17 protein-coding genes are annotated in these 20,633 nt (G+C 45.2%); 5 read left to right on the top strand and 12 right to left on the bottom strand.

Going from position 1 to position 20,633, the window contains the following annotated elements; all coding sequences use genetic code 11:
• Nucleotides 1-11 precede the first annotated feature (11 nt).
• The 3 genes from FHS57_RS06980 to FHS57_RS06970 are packed head-to-tail and all read right to left on the bottom strand — an operon-like array spanning nucleotide 12 to nucleotide 2,306.
• The gene (locus tag FHS57_RS06980; protein ID WP_183972144.1) at nucleotides 12-1,115 is read right to left on the bottom strand and encodes a hypothetical protein; all 1,104 of its coding nucleotides are present in this window, start codon (nucleotides 1,113-1,115) and stop codon (nucleotides 12-14) included.
• On the bottom strand, nucleotides 1,093-1,689 hold the full coding sequence (locus FHS57_RS06975) for a mediator of RNA polymerase II transcription subunit 16 family protein (protein WP_183972143.1): 597 nt from the start codon (nucleotides 1,687-1,689) through the stop codon (nucleotides 1,093-1,095). Before FHS57_RS06975 ends, FHS57_RS06980 begins: the two co-directional genes overlap by 23 nt.
• Before the next feature lie 59 nt (nucleotides 1,690-1,748).
• On the bottom strand, nucleotides 1,749-2,306 hold the full coding sequence (locus FHS57_RS06970) for an RNA polymerase sigma factor (protein WP_183972142.1): 558 nt from the start codon (nucleotides 2,304-2,306) through the stop codon (nucleotides 1,749-1,751).
• A 213-nt stretch (nucleotides 2,307-2,519) separates the two neighbouring features.
• Between FHS57_RS06970 and corA the strand changes: the two genes are divergently transcribed.
• The 4 genes from corA (at nucleotide 2,520) to FHS57_RS06950 (ending at nucleotide 8,072) form a co-directional block, all read left to right on the top strand.
• Entirely contained in the window at nucleotides 2,520-3,464 is a 945-nt protein-coding gene (gene corA, locus FHS57_RS06965; protein ID WP_183972141.1) for a magnesium/cobalt transporter CorA, read from the top strand.
• A gap of 153 nt (nucleotides 3,465-3,617) precedes the next feature.
• Complete coding sequence (locus tag FHS57_RS06960; protein ID WP_183972140.1) at nucleotides 3,618-4,904, top strand: sialidase family protein; 1,287 nt, start codon at nucleotides 3,618-3,620, stop codon at nucleotides 4,902-4,904.
• A complete protein-coding gene (locus FHS57_RS06955; RefSeq protein ID WP_183972139.1) occupies nucleotides 4,901-5,401 on the top strand; it encodes a heme-binding domain-containing protein in 501 nt (166 codons plus the stop codon). The genes FHS57_RS06960 and FHS57_RS06955 overlap by 4 nt, the downstream gene beginning before the upstream one ends.
• Nucleotides 5,402-5,612: 211 nt before the next feature.
• Nucleotides 5,613-8,072, top strand: a complete 2,460-nt coding sequence (locus FHS57_RS06950) for a TonB-dependent receptor (protein WP_374757995.1) — start codon at nucleotides 5,613-5,615, stop codon at nucleotides 8,070-8,072.
• A gap of 15 nt (nucleotides 8,073-8,087) precedes the next feature.
• On the opposite strand, the gene FHS57_RS06945 is transcribed toward FHS57_RS06950, so the two are convergent.
• The 6 genes from FHS57_RS06945 to FHS57_RS06920 form a co-directional block, all read right to left on the bottom strand.
• Nucleotides 8,088-9,689: a sensor histidine kinase gene (locus FHS57_RS06945; RefSeq protein ID WP_183972138.1), complete on the bottom strand. Its 1,602-nt coding sequence runs from the start codon at nucleotides 9,687-9,689 to the stop codon at nucleotides 8,088-8,090.
• 36 nt (nucleotides 9,690-9,725) lie between these two features.
• Complete coding sequence (locus FHS57_RS06940; RefSeq protein WP_183972137.1) at nucleotides 9,726-11,042, bottom strand: S41 family peptidase; 1,317 nt, start codon at nucleotides 11,040-11,042, stop codon at nucleotides 9,726-9,728.
• Between the two features lie 136 nt (nucleotides 11,043-11,178).
• On the bottom strand, nucleotides 11,179-12,000 hold the full coding sequence (locus tag FHS57_RS06935) for a helix-turn-helix domain-containing protein (protein WP_183972136.1): 822 nt from the start codon (nucleotides 11,998-12,000) through the stop codon (nucleotides 11,179-11,181).
• A 13-nt stretch (nucleotides 12,001-12,013) separates the two neighbouring features.
• A complete protein-coding gene (locus FHS57_RS06930) occupies nucleotides 12,014-13,285 on the bottom strand; it encodes a metallophosphoesterase (RefSeq protein ID WP_183972135.1) in 1,272 nt (423 codons plus the stop codon).
• A 9-nt stretch (nucleotides 13,286-13,294) separates the two neighbouring features.
• On the bottom strand, nucleotides 13,295-14,266 hold the full coding sequence (locus FHS57_RS06925) for an alpha/beta hydrolase (RefSeq protein WP_221225560.1): 972 nt from the start codon (nucleotides 14,264-14,266) through the stop codon (nucleotides 13,295-13,297).
• 7 nt (nucleotides 14,267-14,273) lie between these two features.
• Entirely contained in the window at nucleotides 14,274-15,716 is a 1,443-nt protein-coding gene (locus tag FHS57_RS06920; protein ID WP_183972134.1) for an SDR family NAD(P)-dependent oxidoreductase, read from the bottom strand.
• A 142-nt stretch (nucleotides 15,717-15,858) separates the two neighbouring features.
• Here FHS57_RS06920 and FHS57_RS06915 point away from each other — a divergent pair, with 142 nt between their 5' ends.
• Nucleotides 15,859-16,287 carry a hypothetical protein gene (locus tag FHS57_RS06915; protein ID WP_183972133.1) on the top strand — a complete coding sequence of 143 codons (429 nt, stop codon included), beginning with the start codon at nucleotides 15,859-15,861 and terminating at the stop codon, nucleotides 16,285-16,287.
• A gap of 1 nt (nucleotide 16,288) precedes the next feature.
• On the opposite strand, the gene FHS57_RS06910 is transcribed toward FHS57_RS06915, so the two are convergent.
• From FHS57_RS06910 to FHS57_RS06900, 3 genes are all read right to left on the bottom strand, one after another.
• On the bottom strand, nucleotides 16,289-17,212 hold the full coding sequence (locus FHS57_RS06910; RefSeq protein ID WP_183972132.1) for a sugar phosphate isomerase/epimerase family protein: 924 nt from the start codon (nucleotides 17,210-17,212) through the stop codon (nucleotides 16,289-16,291).
• 93 nt (nucleotides 17,213-17,305) lie between these two features.
• On the bottom strand, nucleotides 17,306-19,213 hold the full coding sequence (locus FHS57_RS06905) for an amidophosphoribosyltransferase (RefSeq protein ID WP_183972131.1): 1,908 nt from the start codon (nucleotides 19,211-19,213) through the stop codon (nucleotides 17,306-17,308).
• 125 nt (nucleotides 19,214-19,338) lie between these two features.
• Nucleotides 19,339-20,622, bottom strand: a complete 1,284-nt coding sequence (locus FHS57_RS06900) for a UDP-N-acetylmuramoyl-tripeptide--D-alanyl-D-alanine ligase (protein WP_183972130.1) — start codon at nucleotides 20,620-20,622, stop codon at nucleotides 19,339-19,341.
• Between the last annotated feature and the right edge of the window lie 11 nt (nucleotides 20,623-20,633).

The following is a 20,633-nucleotide window of genomic DNA, read 5'->3' as shown; positions in this document are numbered from 1 at the left end:
ACAGTTTACGATTATCGAAGGCTTACTTCACCGTATTTTGAGATGATTTTGACTTTGGTGCCTTTTCCGCTGCCAATTTTGCCTACGTACTGTTTGGTCATTTTGGGGCCGCGGTGTTCGTTGTCTTTGCGTTCGTCGTCGTTTTGAGTGAACGATACTTTACGGTCGTTGGGATATTTGAACCCGCCGTAGCTCACCGTGACGTCGAAGTTGCATTCGTTGTTTTCCATTGGAATTACCACCGACGAATAATTGGCCAAAATATCAACATTATCGGCCGATTGCGTCAGTTGGTCGATGCGGAAGCCGCCCGAGAAACTGAGCTTAATTTTGCTCGAACCTTTGAGCGTACCGATACGTCCACCCGAGTAGCTAATTTGGCCATCGAGGGTTTCTACTTCGCCGATTTTCATTTTACCAAACTTGTTGTTGAGCGTGATATTTTCGGCTTTTTCGAGTTCGAGGGTCGAATACGAAATATCGAGGTTGCCGTTGGTGATTTGCTGAATTTCCGCTTTACCGTACGATACGTCAATGTCATTTTTGCTACCTACCAAATCGTTGGCCATAAAAGTCCCGTACTTCGAAACAACGACCAATGGCGCTTTGAACGTAGGGATGTTGGTGTTTCCAAAACGATTTTTAACCGTCAAAGGCGTGTTTTTCGGCATCGACACGTTATAGTCGATTTGCACAAAATTCTTTTCGTTGTTGTTATTTTTCCAGCTCCAACCGTTTGAGTTGTTCGATTTGTTGATAATCGTACGAACATTGATTTGGTTGCCTTCCCGTTTGTCTTCAATCACTACGCCGTCGAGGTATTCTTGGGCGCGGTCATCGCTGCTTGAGTTAGCCACAATGTGAATGTCAATCCGTATTTCGTTTTTGTCCCAAAGGTTCACTTTTACCTGCCCAAACTGATTGTCGAGCAATAAGTTGTCTTTAGACGAAGTATCGTAGATCTTAATCACCGATTTTTTCTTTTCGATGGTGCCCCATTCGTGAGCCGTTGCTCCAAAGGCGAAAAGCAAACAGAAAGCTGCAAAAAAGGTACTTACTAACCGCTGTCTGCTAACTGCTGACTGCTGCCAATTACATGATTTTATCGTTTGCATGGTTGTTCTTGTTTTTGATGCGCTGGATAATGTCCAACTGTTGGTTTAATAAATCAATCTGCCACTGTAGGTTCTGAATCATGGCCTGAATCACCACTTCTTGGTTGGGGTTCTTCGGAAGGTCGGATTTCAGGTTTTGGTATGAGCGCTCAAGCTGATCCAGTTCTACGGCAAATTCTTTATACAAATTAGGGTTACTTTCAGTCATTTGGCGAAGCTCATCCCGTTTGGTATCAATCAATTGGGTATATTGACTGACTTGTTTGGCAAACGTTGGATTGCTAAGGGCTACTTCGGGAGCTTCTGTAATACCGTAATTTTGATTAACACGGTATCCAACCCACCCAAGGCCAATTACCAAAGCAATGGAGGCCGCAATGCGCCAGTTGAGGTTTCGCCAAGCCTGTTTAAACGGACTAGGCGTACTCACGGCAGGGGTAACTTCTGGGACAACTTTGGGCGCTTCTTCGGCGGGTAGTTGTTGGTTCAACCGATTCCAAAGGTCGTCGGAAGGTTCATATACATCAAACGCCTCTCGGTTGTCTCTTACGAATCGTTGCAATTTGTCTTTCATCTTCTTTGGTATTTATCGCGGCTCTCTTTTCTCTAAAACGGTGTGTTTTTTTAAGAAACTCAAAGAGGGCGTAACATTTCTAACAATTTTTTCTTTCCCCGCATATACTGCGTACGCGAGGTACTTTCGCTGATACCGAGGATTTCACCGATTTCTTCGTGGTCGTATCCCTCAAACAAATAGAGTGACAAAACAACACGGTAACCTTCGGGGAGCTGCTCAATGCACTTACGAACCCGTTCTACATCCATCTGAATTCCTTCTTCGTCGAACGGAACATCGTCGGCTATGTCTTGGTCGTCGCTGCCGTAGCCCTCAATATCAACCAGTTGCATTTTACGTTGTCGGAGGTGATTGATGGCTTTGTTGACCACAATCTGCTTCAGCCACGCCCCAAACGTGGACTGCCCTTTGAACGTATGTAAGTGGCAAAACGCATCCAAAAATGCCTCTTGCAGTACGTCTTCGGCCTCTCCAATGTGATTGACCACCCGCATACAGACGTTAAACATGGACTTTGAATACAACTTATAGAGTTCGTACTGCGCTTTGCGCTCGCCCTGTCTGCATCTTTCTACGAGTTCGACGTGTTTGTCTATGTATAGTTTAGATTCCAATTGGCTGTAATTTCGTAGTAATGACAAATCTGATTTAAAAGATGTTGCATCTTGTTGGAAAAAAAATCTTGCATTTGAGCAATTTCATCAAAACCTATGAAGTTTGCAAGTGTAAACCTTATAGGTTTTGTCGTTCGATCGTTTGCAAAACCTATAAGGTTTGGATAGGTTTCATCAACCAAATCACTAACTTTGGCGCAAATGCAGTGAGGTATGGTACGTATTTTTTATCGTGAAGGAAAGCACATCAAACGCGAAAACGACGTTCGCGAGATTGGACATTTAAAGCAAATTTTGTGGATAGACCTACAGTCGCCTACGCAAGAAGAAGAAGAATGGGTCGAGACGAAGTGCGATATTAGTTTTCAGACGCCCCAAGAAATTGTGGAAATTGAGAGTAGTTCACGGTATTTTGAGCAAAATGATACCATCAATGCGAACTCCAATTTTCTGAAAATCAATGCAGATGGCTACGCGATTTACCCCGTTTCGCTCCTGATTCGGGAAGGAGTACTGTTTACCTACCGCAACGGCGACTCAAAGACCTTTGCCGACACGGTTCGGAAAATGAAAGTGAGCCAAGAGACTTTTCAAAACGGCGTCGATATTCTTCTCCTTTTGCTCGAAACCCGCATCGAAAGCGACGCCGACGTACTCGAAGGACTCTCTCGTGACATTAGTACCATTAGCAAAGACCTCAATCGGGAACAAAAAGCAAAGCAAGAAATCCTGTTGAAAATCAATATGATGCAAGAAAATACCATGCTCTTGCGCGAAACTATTATTGATAAACAGCGGGTTTTGTCGGGCATTCTGCGAAGCCAATTTTTTCCCGATGACAGAAAAGAACGCTTACGCATTGTGTTGAAAGACATTAGCTCGCTTTTGGAATACAGTACCTTCAACTTTGAGCGATTGGAGTATTTGCAAAATACCTTTATGGGTCTTATCAATCTTGAACAAAACCAGATTATCAAGATTTTTACGGTCTTTACCATCATCTTTATGCCTCCTACGCTGATTGCGGGCATTTTTGGAATGAACTACACCATTTTACCCAGCAGCACCCATCCGTACGGTTTTTGGTTTTCGTTGTTGCTGATGGTGTTTTCGATGGCTGCCATGTGGTTTTTCTTCAAACGGAAACATTGGATATAGAAAACAAAGAAGAACTTATCTAGCAAAATCGGTAAGCCATCTATCAAAATCAATAATCGGTATAGTTCTTTTTTGAATCATTCAGAAAAGGAATACTTTCGTTTCAGTGATTGTTAGCTACTTACTCTTTTTTTAATCAAACCTTTTAGTCCAATGATGAATGTAAGCGCATTTCTTCCGCTCGTGTTGGTAGGTGTATTGGGAAGTTTTTTCCCAACAGCCACGCCGACGCCCTCCGAAATGGTTATTTGCCACGGTGAAAGTACGCCCGAATTTACAACTTGGGTTCCTACCAATACCAACTTTGCTGTTTCCCCCATCGACCTTGACCCCACAAAAACGTACTCAATGCCTCTGTTGGCCGAAACGACCAAAGGAGAATTGATGCTATCGTGGACCGAAAAAGAGGCTTCAGGAATGACCTCTTTCTGCGTAGCGTTTTCAAAAGATAAAGGCAAAACGTTTGCCGAAAAGAAGACCATTTTTAGCGGTAACGGCATTGGCAATAGCCGCATGATGCGGGCGAAAGTGCTTTCTAAAAAGGATGGTAGTTTTGTGGCCGTGTTTTCAAATCGCGGAGAAGCTGGTGCCGCACCCGCTTCAGGACGCGGAGGAGGGCGTTCTTCCAACATTGTGTATTGTGTTTCCAAAGATGGTGGCAACACGTGGACGGCACCCCAATCGGTGGATTCTGACCCTAAACAGGGAATTGTGCGTGGTTTCTTTGATGCGGTGGTTTTGCCAAACGATGAAATCGCCGTGGCGTATTTGAAAGACGTGGCCAATAGCACCAAACACGAAGAACGGGATTTGCGCATGGTCGTCTCAAAAGGTGGCGTAATGCAGCCCGAACGTTTATTGGATGCGGTGGTGTGCGATTGTTGCCCCATCAATTTGTCGGTGGATGCCAGCGGAGCACTGACGGTTGTGTATCGCGACAACAACGACGATATTCGCGATATGGCACGTTTGATTTCGACAGATAACGCGGCCACATTTTCAAAGTCGGCGATTGTATATAACGACAACTGGAAAATCATGGGCTGCCCTCACAGTGGCGCTATTTCTACTCAATACGGTAAAAGCGAGCTTTTGGCGTGGTTTTCGGGCTCAGACCAAGAAAAAGGCATTCGCCTGACAACCAGAGAGGGTAAAAAATTCTTTGTCTTGACCGAGGCTTCCGCAAAAAATCCCGCCTTGACTAGCAATGGAAATGCGGCGGTGATGCTGTGGGAACAAAGTAAAGGTGAAGGTACGCCAACTCAAATAGCCTACCGTAAAATTGCGGAAGGGCAAGTGTCGGAAACTACGTGGATCGCTGATGCTACCAATGCGACCAATTCAACTGGAATTGTTCTTGGAAACCAATTGGTTGTGGCTTACGAAGCAAAGCAAGCTGACGGCAAAAACAGTTTAAAATTTAGCTACGTACCACTATGAAAAACAAAATTTTGATTGGATTGGGAGCGGTTTTGATTCTCATCCAATTTATCCGACCTGAGAAAAATCTTTCTGACGACCGTACGTACGACGTTTCGACCAAATATGCCGTTCCTGCGGACGTAAAAAGCCTGCTGAAAGTAGCGTGCGACGATTGTCACAGCAATAAAACGGAATATCCGTGGTATTCAAACATTCAGCCTGTCGCTTGGTTTTTGGACCACCACGTCACCGACGGAAAGCGCCACCTCAACTTTTCAAACTTTACGTCGCGTTCGGTGGCGTACCAAAACCATAAGTTTGAAGAAACCATCGAGATGATTAAAGAAGGAGAAATGCCGCTGGAGTCTTACACTTATTTTGGATTGCATTCGGGAGCTAAATTGACCGAAGCGCAAAAACAAACGCTTATCAACTGGGCACAAACCAACATGGACTCGCTCAAAGCGCAGTACCCTGCCGATAGCCTCGTGTTGCGCCGCCCGCAAGGAAAATAGTGAGCGGCTCACCGTGCCGAGGGTTGCTTACGTGTGGAGGGGTGCTCACATCCCGACGCTGACGTGAAGAGGGTTGCTCACACCCCGACGCTAACATGTAGAAGGTTGCTCACAATCCGACGATAGCTAAAAAGCTTAGAAAGCCTCGAAAATATGACTTTTCGGGGCTTTTGTATGAGTACAAAACCTTCGACCCTTTCTTTAGTACAGTATGATGAAAACGATTATCTCCACCCCCTTTTTTACAAAATTTGTTGTTTTAGTGAGCCTTTCGTTGTTAGGCTTTACTTCATTACAAGCCCAGAACGCCCAGAAATTGGCGAAAGTCAAGGGCATTGTGACGGACGCACAAACCAACGCACCGTTGTCGTATGCGACCATTAGAATCCTAAAAAGTACGGACAGTACGCTTATTTCGGGGGCTATTACCGACGATAAAGGCCAACTGACCGTGGATGTTCCCTATGGACAATTCTATGCGGTGGTCGAGTTTATTGGCTACAAGCCGTTTAAAACCAGCACATTTACGCTTTCCAAAGAACAGTCTGCACACGACTTAGGAACGCTGAAAATAGCTGCCTCTGCCCGAACGTTGGACGAGGTGGTAGTACAAGCCGAAAAGAGCTCGATGGAATTGGCGTTGGATAAAAAAATATTCAACGTTGGTAAAGACCTAGCCAACGCGGGCGGGACTGCCATTGATATTTTGAGCAATGTACCCTCAGTATCGGTGGATACGGAAGGTAACGTAAAGCTACGCGGAAGCGATGGCGTACGGATTTTGATTGATGGAAAGCCCTCAGGATTAGTGAGTTTTAAGGGCGGAGCAGGTTTGCAGCAATTGCAAGGAAATCAGATTGAACGGATTGAAATTATTACCAACCCCTCGGCACGGTATGAGGCCGAAGGCTTGTCAGGGATTATCAATATTGTCCTCAAAAAAGAGCGTAAACAAGGTATCAATGGCTCCTTTGAAGTGGTGACGGGTTTCCGACCCAACTACGGAGTCGCGGCCAACATCAATTACCGCAAAAACAAGCTTAATTTATTCCTCAACTACGGCATTGCGTACCGTGTGCCGATTTCGGCAGGACGGTTGTACCAAGAGGTGTATGGCAAGGATACAACGGCGATTTTGCAACAAAACACCAGCGGACAGGTAAAAACCATTGCCAATACCATCCGTGGAGGATTGGATTATTTTTTCAATGAAAAGAATATTCTGACGGCTTCGTACCAATTCCGTCGGACGGACGTGCTGCGGATTACTGACAATACGTACAAAGATTACATCAATTCGTTGTCGAACCTACGTACCATCACCGACCGCCAACAGCGTGAAACCGAAGCCGAGCCTTATTCAGAGTATTCGGTGTCGTACAAAAAAACGTATAATCGTAAAAATCAGGAATTGATTGCGGATGTGCGCTACTTGACGTACTGGGAGCGTTCCGACCAAACTTATACCCAAAATAGCAGATTTCCCGACGGAACGCCGAATACCAAAGGTTCGGTGCTTCAAAAGTCGCTGAACGATGAGTACGAAAATCAACTCATTGCGACCTTGGACTACGTGCAGCCCATCGGGAAAGATGGCAAATTTGAAACAGGGATTCGTTCTAGTTTTCGCGATATGGTCAACGACTACATCGTAACCCAGCAAAACGCCCAAGGCGGTTTTGACGCCTTACCAGGCTTGGATAACTATTTCATTTACAAAGAAAATATCCACGGAGTTTACGGGATTTTGGGAAATAAAACCAAGAAATTTAGCTACCAAGCGGGTTTGCGGGCTGAGATTACGGACGTAACGACGATTTTGCGGGAAACCAACCAAACCAACCCTCGTAAGTACAGCAACTTATTTCCAAGTGCACACTTTACTTACAACCTCAATCCTGACAACGCCTTTCAGGTGAGCTATAGCCGTCGGGTGCGGCGGCCAACTTATAACGATTTGAGCCCGTACGTGACTTTGTCAGACCAACGTAACTTTTTCTCAGGAAATCCTGATTTGAATCCTGAATTTACCAATTCGTTTGACTTAGGACACATTTATTATTTTGAAAAAGGGTCGTTTACGTCGTCGGTCTATTACCGTCATACCAACGGGAAAGTACTCCGTATTCGTCGGGTGGACGCGCAGGGAGTTTCAAATACGCGTCCCGAAAACTTGGCCACGGAAGATGCGTACGGGGCTGAATTTACGAGCAACTACACGCCGTTTAAGTGGTGGAAATTAGACCTCAACTTTAACTTCTTCCGCGCCATTACCAACGGACAAAACCTAGATGCAACCTTCAAAGCCGATACTTACAGCTGGTTTGCCCGCCAAACGTCACGTTTTACGCTTGCTAAAGGCACTGATTTGCAAGTGCGTGCCAATTATGAAGCGCCTCAGCAACTTCCGCAGGGAAGTCGTAAGTCGCGTACATTTGTTGACTTGGCGTTTAGCAAAGAAATTCTCAAAGGCAAAGGCACGCTTACTTGCAACGTCATCGACGTGTTTAACTCGCGCTACATGCGCACCATTACCGAAGGCTTAAACTTCTACTCAGAAGGAACTTTTGGGATGCGCGCTCGCCAAATCAACCTGACCGTTATGTACCGCCTCAACCAAGCCGCAGGTGCTAAAAAACAAAAAAGCTTGATTAGCGGAGAGGAAGGGTAGAAGAGGCGAAGGAAATTACGCCAAAAAAGAAAAAAGACCTGCGATGCGTGATGGCTTTTTGGTACGTATTTTTTTGGAATTAATGGCAATCTCTAGGCTGACCGAAAATTCTTTCTCCGTCTGGTGAATCAGTAAATGATGGCGATTGGGGTAAAGAAGCTCCAAGCGTTTGCGAACATTGACGAGCCCGATGCCCGAGGAGTATTTCTCAGGGTCTTGGTCGTTGCGCGGATGTAGGCTGTTGTTGACCGTAAAGTGGAGCTTTTCGGTATCGCAGTGGAGTTTTACAAAAATCCACGAATGATTGCGCAAACTTACGCCGTGTTTGAAGGCATTTTCCACAAAAGGAATGAGCATCATGGGCGCTACTGAGCGCAAACAAAGCGAGTCATCAAGCTCAATTTTTAGCTCAAATTTATCGGATTCGCTGATGCGAAGGCGCTGTAAATCAACGTAGTTGCGCAAATATTGTACCTCTTGCCGAATGTCGATTTGGTCTTGGTTGTTTTCGTGCATCATAAACCGCATCATGTCCGACAGCTGCTGGATTCCCTGCGAGGTGCGTTCGGCATTTTCTTCAATAGACGTGGCGTAAAGGGTATTCATGGCGTTAAATAAAAAGTGAGGGTTGATTTGTGCCCGTAATGCCGACAACTCTGCTTGGTTGCGGTTGAGGCTGGTTTCCAACGGTTTTACCATCAACTGCCGCATAATGGTGACCACAATCGCCCCAATCCAAGCAACAAGAGCCAACATAAAAACGCCCTCTACTTGCACTGGAAACACCACGTAAGGGTGATAGATTTTGAATAAAATATGAACAAGGTTTCCAATCAAGCTTACGACCAAACTGGCTCCAAACAGAAGTAATACTTTTTGGATTGCCGCTCGACTCTCGGGGTATCGGTAAAAACGAAAACCTCTCCAACGGATAAAATGATGGTGGTACAAATAGGCGTGCAAAAACGACCCAAGCACCCACATAAAACCTGGAATAATAAACATATCGTTGGTCAAAATCTGAAAACTGGCAAAAGCCACAAATCCAACCAAGGCCAGAATGCTTCCTTCTTTTATGATTTGATAAGTGAGCGCATTTTCTTCCTCGGGTTGATGTTGCAACACCCACTGGTATAGCTGCGAAAGGACGGTGTAGATAGACGTAGAAAGGAAAAGTCCACTCGAAATCATGGCCACGTTGCGCAGACGAAACAGGTTGTAGAGTTTAGCCCCGATGATGTTGTAGTTTTTATCGTGACGAAATACCAATTCATCGTGCAAAAACAAGTAACTCCAAACCCCAGCCAGCAATAAAAAGCCTGCGGCAGTACAAGCCAAGAGCGCTTTAAGTTGTTCATCCCGTTGCCATAGCCTGACGACGTACTGAGATTGGATAAACCAACAACTCCAGACTCCTAAACCAATATTCAGAAAGGGTAAGAAGCCGTTAGTCCACCAGTTATAACTCAAAAAAATGCGGTGTTCTTCGTCGGCGTTAATAATACGCAAGACGTTGATATACTGGCTGTAATCGGTAGAAACAGCAATAAGTAAATAAATAGCCGTTAAAAGGCTGATTCCCCAAAGTTCAAAAGTGCGAAAGCGTTCGATGGTCATGGTGATGATTGGTTAAGAAAAATGGCTGTTAATTGGTTACGGTTTTTTGTCTATTTTTTCGGCCCACCCATCACTCCAACTTAGATTGATGGATTGGAATTGCCCTCCCGACTCATTCATAAATTCTACTTGATAATCTTCGCCTACCTGAAATAATGTTAGCGAAATGGGAGTCATTTGAAAGGGTGTTTTATTGCTTTGATTTACATCCCTAAAGTAAAGATTAGTACCTTGTTTCGTAATTTCAAATTCGGCAAAACGCCCCGTAAACCTAGCAAGTTTGGCACTGTCCAGAGCAATTGTAGCAGTTTTGGATTGATTGTAGTTGATAAGCCATTGTATCTTGCTTTTCTCATTTTCGTTGGCATTTTTTAGTTTGTTCTCCAACAGTTTGTTGTGGGCAAAAAGTAACGCATTCTTAGCCTCTGTACGTATTTCTGGAATAACCCCTGTGCCTTCCCAATCGGTATGCGTTTTTTCATTCTCACTTCGTAAATAAGGAATAAACCCTACCAACCCATTTCCTAAACTAAAACTTCTGGTTAGATGGGCACCACCACTTGTAGGCTCTCCTATCACAACGGCATTGTGCTGGTTTTGTAAGATGTAAGCGAAGCCTTCTGCCGCAGAAAACGTTCTTTTACTTGTTAGGACGTAAACAGGTATATCAAGGAAAAAATCCGCAGGCGCAACAAAGTTTTCTGTCCAAGTGTTTGTTAGGCGATTGAAGCTTCTGCCTGTTTTTGTTTTTTCTTTAAAAAAATACCCCAACAAATTGTTCGATTTGCCACTTCCTCCACGATTATTACGCAAATCAATAATTAAAGCATCGGTATGAGAAAGAAACTGGATTGCACTCCGAATGGTCTTTTTAGCTTCTTCGCTTGGTAAAGCGAAGTTTGTAAATTCGATATAGCCGATGTTTGATGGTAAAATTTCAAGTTTTCTAAAGAAAAAATTTTGTGATTTTTCGTTAGAAATATCTAGTTCAGTGATTTCTTTTTTGCCCTCTTGTGAATTGTTAAAATGGATAATATCTTGTTCCAATTTTATGTCGTACACTATGCGTAAATGCTTGTCATTTTGGATAGAATGGATGTCTTCGGTAAGGTTATCCGCCAACTCTTTAAGAGACGTCAGTTGACTATATTTTCCCAATTTATATTGGCTGGTTAGAAAATTGGTAATCAGTAACGCCTTATCAGGGTAAACGTACTTTTCTTGAATAGCCGTACGGATACTTTGAAGTGATTTCTGAATGACTAAACTGTCGAGTTGCTTCCCTTTTTCTTGGGCAAATAAGGTTTTCCCAAGTAGCGATAGAATTAATAAAGTCAAGATTTGGTGATTCATTTGACGGGGCATTGGTTTACTTTGCTTGATACGCCATAAAAAAGCTAATCAAAAGTAGAATCAGTAGCCACGCCCGTGCAAAATCTGTGACGAATCCAGTCAAATTTGGGGCAGAAAGGGCAGAATAGATTGTTATCTATACGTGAAAAGATTTTGAAAATACGTCCGTCGGCGTGTAGCCAAAGTGTTTTTTAAAGGCAAACGAAAAATGCGAGAGGTTTTCAAACCCCGTTTCGTAACAGGCTTCAAGCGGCTTTAATTTTCGTTCGGCAATTTGAAAATGGGCCAATTCTAGTCGTTTTTGCGTAAGCCATTTTTGGGGAGTAGTGTTGAACGCTCGCTTAAAATCGCGTTTGAAAGTCGTTAAACTTCTGCCTGTGAGGTAGCCAAATTTCTCAATGGGCATGTTGAACATGTAGTTTTTTTCCATAAAACCAATCAAATCGACTTTATACGGGTCGTCAAAATTGGCGAGTATGCTATCTACTTCTGGGTCAAGGGTTCTTAAAATACTGATGGCTTCTGTTAGTTTCAACGACGCCAGATAGTCGGGAAAGGGCTCTTTCATCTCAAAGTAAGGAATCAATGACGCCAGGCAGCTTTCCAACAAAGGATGATGCGTAAAACTGCGAATTTTGGGGACGGCCGTTATTTTGGCTTTTACGTCAATGTGTTTGTAAAAATCCCTTAGAATTTGAGTAGTCAAAAGCATCACGACTGTTTTGTGGGGCAAGCCGTCTTTGGGGTAGTTGATAATGGTGGCGGGTTTATTTCTCGGAATGAGAAAAATATCTCCCGTTTGAAAACGATGCGTGGCTTCGGCCTGCACAATCTTGGTTTCTCCCGAAATAAACCACACCAGCATGTGTTGGTCAAAGACAATTTCAGACTTAAAAAATTTGTCCTCGTAACACGAGAGTTTTATCTCGGGAGTTAAATGTTTCGATACGTGTTCCATTGCTCAACTGTTTTTATGCGCTTACTAATTCAAAGAGTGTGATTTCGGGAGGCATCCCGACTCGCCCAGGAAAGCCTAAATACCCAAATCCACGATTGACATACAACTGCTGATTGCCCTTTTGGTATAAACCTCCCCACTGTTTGTATTGCCACTGGGCGGGCGAATAGGTCTTCTCGCCAATCGTTACACCCAATTGCAGCCCATGCGTATGGCCGCTAAACATGACATCAATATCGGGGTATTGGGTGTTTACTTCCATGTCCCAGTGGGTAGGGTCGTGGCTCAGTAAGAGCTTGACCGCAGCCTCTTCTGTGCCTACAATTGCGCGTTGTAAGTTACCATTATTTGGGAAAATTGACTCGTTGGCCGAAATGTTTTCTACCCCAATGATGGCTAACTTCTCACCCCCTAGCTGGATGGTTCGACGGTCGTCTGTTAGCAAGTCGTAGCCAAGTACTTTATGAGCTTTCTTGACGTCGTCTAGGTTTTGTTTTTTGGCTTGAGGGCTTGGCCAGCCAGCATAAGCTCCGTAGTCATGGTTCCCAAGCGTGCTATAAACACCCAGCGGGGCTTTTATTTTATCAAAGAGATGTACATAATCGTTTACTTCCGTGGCGCGGTCGTTTACCAAATCCCCCGTAAAAAATACCATATCGGGCTTTTCTTTGAGCAGTAGCTCTATGCCTCCTTTTACAGCGATTTTGTTAAAAAAAGACCCTGAATGAATGTCTGAGATTTGCCCTATCGTCATGCCTTCAAACGACCGAGGCAGGTTTTTGATGGCTAATTTTACCCGACGAACACGGTAGTCGTGCGCCCCTGACAAAATACCCCACGTCAGGGCTGCGGCAGGAACGGAGGCTGCAACCAAGGCTGTCTTCATCAAAAACTCCGAACGAGTGATTGTGTCAGGACTTTCGGAGAGGGCCTGTGGCAGTTCATTGTTTGGGAAGAACTGCCCTTTTGCCCAGGTAAAAAAACGAGCAGCATCTCCTAAAAAAATGAGGGTAACGGATAACAGTTTGGAACCATAAACGGCAAACAAACTGAATAAAATCGCGGTTCGCAAGCGGCGTCCCAAGGCGTCGGGAGGGGCAAAATTATAGAGCCATAAACCGAAAATAATGATTGCAGTAAGGCTCCAAAAAGCCCATTTAACAAACTGCTGTACTTGGGCTGTGTTGTGTTGAAAAACTATTTTTACGGCTTGCCATACGTACCAATCAATGAGTAGTAATAGGCAGGTAAGAATAGGGATAACGATGTATTTGCTGGCAGTCATGGTTAAAAATCAGGAATTTGGGTATATGTATTTATCCATATAATTACTGTACGCTGTCAGCAAAAATGCCCAGGCTTCTTTACTTATTTCTAAAGTGGGGAAAATCACTTCAAAAGCATGGTAGCAACCTTCAAACAACCTGAAAGTGACGGGGATATTCGCCTTTCTCAGGTTTTCGACATAAGCAATGGTTTCGTCTCGGAATGGTTCTAAGTCGCCAACAAACGTAATGGTTGGTGGTAGTTTAGAAAAAATAGTGGCTCTGGCGGGTGCGGCATAGACAGGAATTTCCTTGTGTTGTACGTGAAGGTCTCGCAAATATGCTGTCCAGCCCATTTTGTTGGAACGAGAATTCCATCCCGCAGAGTTGTTATCCTTGGCTGATTCAGAATTCTGCCTGTCGTCTAGCATGGGATAAATAGGAATCTGAAACGCGATTTTTACGTCTTGGGTATCAGTGGCTTTTAGCGTAACAGCCGTAGCAATTCCTCCTCCTGCACTATGCCCTGCCACAATCAATTTGTCAGGAATAATGCCCAAAGCATTGGCGTTTTCATTCATCCACAGTAGCGTATCATAGCAGTCATTGAAGGCCGCTGGATAGGGAGCATCAAATGCCTTGCGATAATCGGGCGCTACAATGACACACGGTTTGGCATGTATGTAGTTTTTGATTATGGCCAAATAATCTTCAGGATTGCCCAGTACCAGCCCACCCCCGTGGATGTAAAGCATACCTGGGAGGGTAGTGTGGTGATTTAAAGGCTTAAAGATTCTTACCCGTATTTTTGGGCCGCCGTTCCTACTTGGGATATAATGTTCTTCTCCTTGAAGTCCTTCTATATTTTTACCCTTTGACCTAGCACTGTTTGCATTCAATAAGCGAACCCCAACGCGGTTCATTAGCAATCGCGAAGATAATTTCATAACTGCATAATTAGATTGCAGTTCTTTATGGTGCATTTCTTTCGTTACTCGCATGGTTGTGTTAGTTTGTGGTGATTAAATCTTTTAAACCGTTAGGGAAAAATGCTTCTACAAACGAGATAGTGTTCAGAAACTCCTTGTGACAAATAATCTTGCCGTCTTTGGAAGTGATGTGCCCCATGTATAATTGTTTGTAGCTCCTTCCATTTGCCAAAACAGCCTCGCTCTCATATTCGGCAATGGCCTCAGTAGGTGTTTCCATCAGAATTTTGATACTTGTAAAATGGAAATTAGGGGCATTTTGCAATAGTCCTTGCATGGTAGCTTCTATGGCGGTTGCCCCCATGATTTTTGACGGCATTCCTAGCGATGCTATATAAGGGGCATCGATGTATCCGTTTTCAGCGAAAAAAGAAGCTGTAGCCTTGGGGTTGCCTAAGCCAACACTTTCTAAATAGCCTTTCAATAAGTCTGAGGCTGATTTTAACTCTTGATTCTCCATGACTGTATCGTCGATTTGAAATTTAATGCCTGTTAACGTCTCGCTTAACTCCCAAAGGTGTTTGGCATTAGCCTCGTCTAATGAGTAATGCTGAACGCCGCTGGGCATGGATGCATCATGGGATACATGGGCAATGTCTGCATCCTCGCAATACACGCCACCAATATCGTTGAGCATCGGACTGGTAGCGCACCAAACCGTGGTGGCGGCTCCTTGGGGAATGGTCTTTAGCGAGGCGATTATTTCGGGAAATAAATTTCCGCCTGCATCGCAAAAACCCATTTGTTGAAATAACGCTATGGGGGCTTCTCTGCCCAATTCTGTGCCATGGATAGAGCCTGGGTGGAGAGAGTATGCGCGTACCTTAGACGATTTGCCACGATGATCTAACTCAAGGGCAAAAAGATTACTGGCCGTTTTGGATTGACCATAGCCTTGGAGGGTTTCATAATCTCGGTGGAGGAAATTGGGGTCGTCAAAATGAAAAGGGGCAAAGCGATGTCCGTCGGACGATACGTTGATGACCCTTGCTCCACAGGCAGCTACCAGCGCAGGCCACAGCCTTGCCGTAAGCTGAAACTGCGCCAGATAATTGGTCGCTAGTTGAGATTCAACTCCTCGACTGTCTCTGCGAAGTGGAACCCACATAATGCCTGCATTGTGGATAAGGAAATGAAGGGGGCGACCCGACGCGACGAATTTTTTGGCAAAGGCATCAATGGACTCAGGGTTTATCAAATCCATGGTTTCTAATTCGACACGCGGGATGCCTGCTAAATTTCGTTTTGCCTTTGTTACGTCTCTTGCGGGTACGATAACGGTGGCACCTGCGGCAGCGAGTGTTCTGACCGTTTCTAAGCCGATGCCCGTGTTTCCTCCTGTCACAATGGCAATTTTTCCCGTAAGGTCAATCCCTTTGATGACATCATTGGTTGTAGATGCGGCGTCAAATCCTGAACCTATCGGTTTCTGTAACGCTCCTTGATAATTGTTGTGTCCCATTTTTTTGTTGTTTTTGTTGGGACAAAGGTAGAGCAGTGATTTTTGGGAGACTTTGTTTAAAAGACCGAATATGCTTTGTTTAAAAGGCTGTTCCAACGAAAACGTTCTCTAAAACGTCCTACAATAAAAGAGACAAAGCCCGATGAAACCAGTTATTTTTTTGCTGTTGATTGTTGTGTTAGGAAGCTGTAAGCCAAAAACTGTTGTTCCCGAAACCATTGCGCCCTTGGTAGGCAAGTGGCGTTTGGAGGCGTATGAATCGACCGTCAATGGGAAGAAAGAATGGACGTTGACCAGTATCAACGCCTCAACGGCGAATTATATTCTTATTCGAGAAGATGGGGTACTGCTAACGGGCAATGGACAGGAATTGTGTTGCGCCCCTGCGGCATTGATCGTCAATGGAAAACGTTTTGAAATTGTTCCCAAAAGCGCGATACCCAACAACCCAATGTGTGCGCTAGTCGATTGCATTGGTTGCGCTACTTGGGACATCGAGTGGTCGGAAGATACGTTTATTCTCAATCTTTGTGTAAGTTCCAGCCGTAGCAGGTACGTGCGCGAGGATTAGCCTAGGCCAGTGGGATTCCTGTTTCTTTGGCTATTTTCATGACAAACAACCGCGCTTCATCGTATTCTTCGGGCGTGCGTAGGTGTTCTAGCATGAGCGGAACGGCGCGCGGAAGCGCTGTGACGTTTTGCAGGTAAGTCACGTAGTCCATGCCACCGCGCCCAGGCATGGTTTCGGCAAAATGCACATCTTTTCCTACTACATCTTTGGCATGGCAAGACACGATCCATTTCCCCAGTTTTTTGAAGGTATCGTTGATCAATGCTTTATTTTGATAAAACCGTTCGGGAGAGTTGATGATGTTGGCGATGTCGATATGCGCCGCGAAAGCAGGTCGGTCAATGGCTTTGATGAATTTTAAGCAGGAATCAGCATCGTTGGGCAAGCTCCATCCCATCATTTCGAGGGCAAATTTTGCTTTTTTGGGCTTAACCGCGTCGATGACAGCACGGCAATTTTCGACCGTTGCGTCAAAATATTCTTTGGTAAGGTTGCGGGCGTTGGGGCCGTCCCATTGTTTGGGATTGTACGAACCTCCGATGTCGATGCAGGTCAATGCGCCAATTTCTTCGGCCAAAGCGAGGCGTTCGGTTACGTATTCCCTATTTTTTCTGCGTTTTTCAGCATCTTGGTCGAGCATGTTGACCCATGCCCCTACCTCGGCAATGAGGACATTCTGTTCGGCAAATGCTTTCCGTAAAGCCGCGATTCGGGCGCTATCTTTTAATTCTACTTTGGGAACGTAAGCCGCACTATATCCCAACCGCCGATGTTCTTTGGCCAATTCGACGGGGTCTTCGCTTTTCAAAAAAATAGGGCCACCAAGGTACAACGGCCGTGCGGCTACCCGAAAGGAAGGCAGCAAAGCCATGCTGGCCAAACCACCAGCTGACTGTAAAAATCGGCGACGTGAAAGCAAAGACATACATCAAGAAGGCGGCCGAGACCCTAAACTACTATAAAAAAATCCCCCATTCGCGGTGGCGAACAGGGGAGGGTATGGTTGGTCCAAAGTAGGTTAGTAAGCTCTTACTACGCCGCGTCCTTCGTAGAAATTGACGTAGGCTTTGTTCACAACGCGGTTTCCGCCAGGGGTTGGATAATTTCCTGTGAAATACCAGTCACCGCTGTGGTTGGGGCAGGCTTTGTGCAGGTTTTCTACCGTTTGGAAAATAACCGACAATTCGGCCTTGAGGTCTTTAGGGCGAACAATCTCGGCTACTTTGCGTGACACTTCTTCGGCCGTAAATGGCTCAAAAAGTGCTTTGACGTAGTTTTGCTGTGAAGCATTGCCCGTTTCAAGTGCGGCTACACATTGGGCATATACTTCTTCGCGAAGGTTATCAAGGCCGCGTTCTTTGAGCAATTGCAAAGCGGCACGGAACGCCACAAAATCTTTCACCTTCGACATGTCGATACCGTAGCAGTCGGGGTAGCGGATTTGCGGCGCCGATGATACGATGACAATTTTCTTAGGGCCAAGGCGGTCGAGCAAACGCAAAATACTCTTTTCGAGGGTAGTTCCCCGCACGATAGAATCATCCACGACCACAATTGTATCGACGCCTTTTTTCACGACTTCGTAGGTCATGTCGTACACGTGCGATACCATCTCATCGCGGGCTTCGTCGCTGGTAATGAACGTTCGTTGTTTAACGTCTTTCGATACCAACTTCTCAATGCGCGGGCGGAAGGAAAGTATTTTGTCTAATTCTTCTGGAGAGAGATTGCCATCGGCAACGGCTTTTTTGCGTTGTTTGGCTAAATAATCTTCCAACCCTTCAATCAATCCAAAAAAGGCGGTTTCGGCCGTGTTTGGAATGTAAGAGAAGACGGTATTTTCGAGGTCGTAATCGACTTCTTGCAAAATCTGCGGAATCAGAAGCTGACCAAGTTGTTTACGTTCATGGTAAATGCCTGGATCAGAAGCTCTAGAAAAATAAATCCGCTCAAAACTACAAGAACGTTTTTCGAGCGGCTTTAAAATTTGGTGCTGATCGTACTCGCCATATTTGTCAATAATGAGCGCATGACCAGGCTTTATTTCTTGAATATCGGCGTAGTTGGCGTTGAAAGCGGCCTTGATGGCAGGTTTTTCGGAAGCAACTACCACGACTTCGTCGTCGGCATAATAATACGCAGGGCGGATACCCGATGGGTCACGAACCACAAACGCTTGTCCCGAGCCTGTCATGCCACACATGGCAAAGCCACCGTCGAAATCGCGACATGAGCGGTGCAATACGCGTACCATGTCCATGTTGTCTTCGATGACGTCTGAGAGATCTGGGTTTTCGTAGATTCCTTTAAAACGGTCAAAAACGCGTTGGTTTTCTTCGTCCAAGAAGTGCCCGATTTTTTCCATCACCGTCACCGTGTCCACGCGGTCTTTGGGGTGCTGTCCCAACGAAACAAGCTTGTTAAAGAGCGTGTCAACGTTGGTCATGTTGAAGTTTCCTGCGACCACCAAGTTGCGGCTACGCCAGCTATTTTGACGGAGCATGGGGTGGCAGTTCTCGATTTCGTTCGCCCCGTGGGTGCCGTAGCGAAGGTGACCTAACCAAACCTCACCCGTAAATGCCACGTTTTCTTGTAGCCATTTAGCGTCGTAGCGAAGGTCTTTGTCGTCGCCTTTGAGTTCTTTGAAAGCCTTTTTGAATTTCTTCTGGACTTTCGTAAAAATCTCTGCGACAGGTTGTTGATCGACCGAACGGTAACGGCTAATGTAGCGGTGCCCAGGTGGAACTTCGATTTTGATGTTGGCCACGCCCGCGCCATCTTGACCGCGGTTGACCTGTTTTTCCATCAAAGTGTGTAATTTGTAAACTGCGTAGAGGGGTGTGCCGTATTTGTCAATATAATATTGAAACGGCTTCCGGAGGCGAATGAGGGCAATGCCACATTCGTGCTTGATTACGTCGCTCATCAGAGGGTATGAAGTGTGTGACGGATTGTTAACACAAAGTTAAGAAATCAGATTCCAAAACCTTGTGTTAAATTACAAGAAAATTGAAAAATATAAAAAGGTAGCTGATTAATGCAATTTAATACCTACAAATACGGAACAACGGTCTCCAATCCCATTCCTCTTGAGCCTTTGATAAGCACATGGGTGTTTTGTTGGGGATGATCAATAACCCAGTTGTGTAATGAGAATTTATCGGGGAAATAATAGGCTTTAGGCAAAGCAGACAAAGCATCTTGCATGAGCTTCCCCGCCAAAATGACAACGTCAAATTTTTGTGCTGCCACCAATTTTCCCAGTGCTAAGTGTTCTGCAGGCGATTCGTCGCCTAGTTCGAGCATATCTCCCAAAATCACCATTTTACGCTCAGCTTTCAACTTTCCAAAGTTTTCAATAGCGGCTGCCATCGAGGAAGGGTTGGCGTTGTAGGCGTCCATAATCACCGTATTGCTTCCTTTTTGAAGGATTTGAGAGCGATTATTCGTCGGATTGTACTCCGCCACAGCGTTGTTGGCGTCTTGGTCCGAAACGCCAAAGTAAGCGCCAATTGCCAAGGCTGCGGCGATATTTTCAAAATTGTATCGGCCTGTCAGATGCGTATGGACGGTTTGTTGGTGGGCATCTTTGTAAATCACCAAAGGAGCATCTTCCAACAGTTGCGGGGCAGTGGCATCGGCTAGGTAAAGTACCTTTTCACTAAAATTGCGCTCGTCGGCCATTTCTTGGAGGGTAGCATTGGCGCCGTTGACAAACACCGTACCGCCCGAAGTCGAAAGCCAGTCAAACAATTCTCCTTTGCCTTTACGCACCCCTTCGATTCCTCCAAAACCTTCCAAATGGGCTTTGCCGATGTTGGTAATCATGCCGTGGGTAGGCTCGGCGATGCTGCTTAGAAGCGCAATTTCTTGTTGGTGGTTAGCGCCCATTTCTACGACGGCCATTTCGTAACTTTTGTCGATGGCCAACAGCGTGAGTGGCACCCCGATATGATTATTGAGATTGCCTTTGGTCGCGTAGGTGCGAAATTTTTTACTTAAAACGGCCGCAATCAGCTCTTTTGTGGTGGTTTTACCGTTGGAACCCGTTAAGCCCACTACTGGGATATTGAGTTGACGACGGTGGTGGTTGGCCAATTGTTGAAGCGCTTCTAAACTATTTTCCACCAATAGGAAACGGTTATCCACAGCGTACTCAGAGTTATCCACAATGGCGTATTTGGCTCCTTTTTCTAACGCGTCTTTGGCATAGACATTTCCATCAAACTTATCACCGCGCAGGGCTACAAACAAACAACCTTCAACAATTTGTCGAGTATCGGTTGAAACGCCATTACAGGCCAAAAAGCAATCGTATAATTGAGAAATCGTCATTTGTGTTTAAC

It is taken from the genome of Runella defluvii, from assembly GCF_014195535.1.
In the GTDB taxonomy this organism is placed as follows: Bacteria; Bacteroidota; Bacteroidia; order Cytophagales; family Spirosomataceae; genus Runella; species Runella defluvii.
Note: the sequence above shows the minus strand (reverse complement) of the source record. Positions and strands in the feature narration are given on the sequence as shown.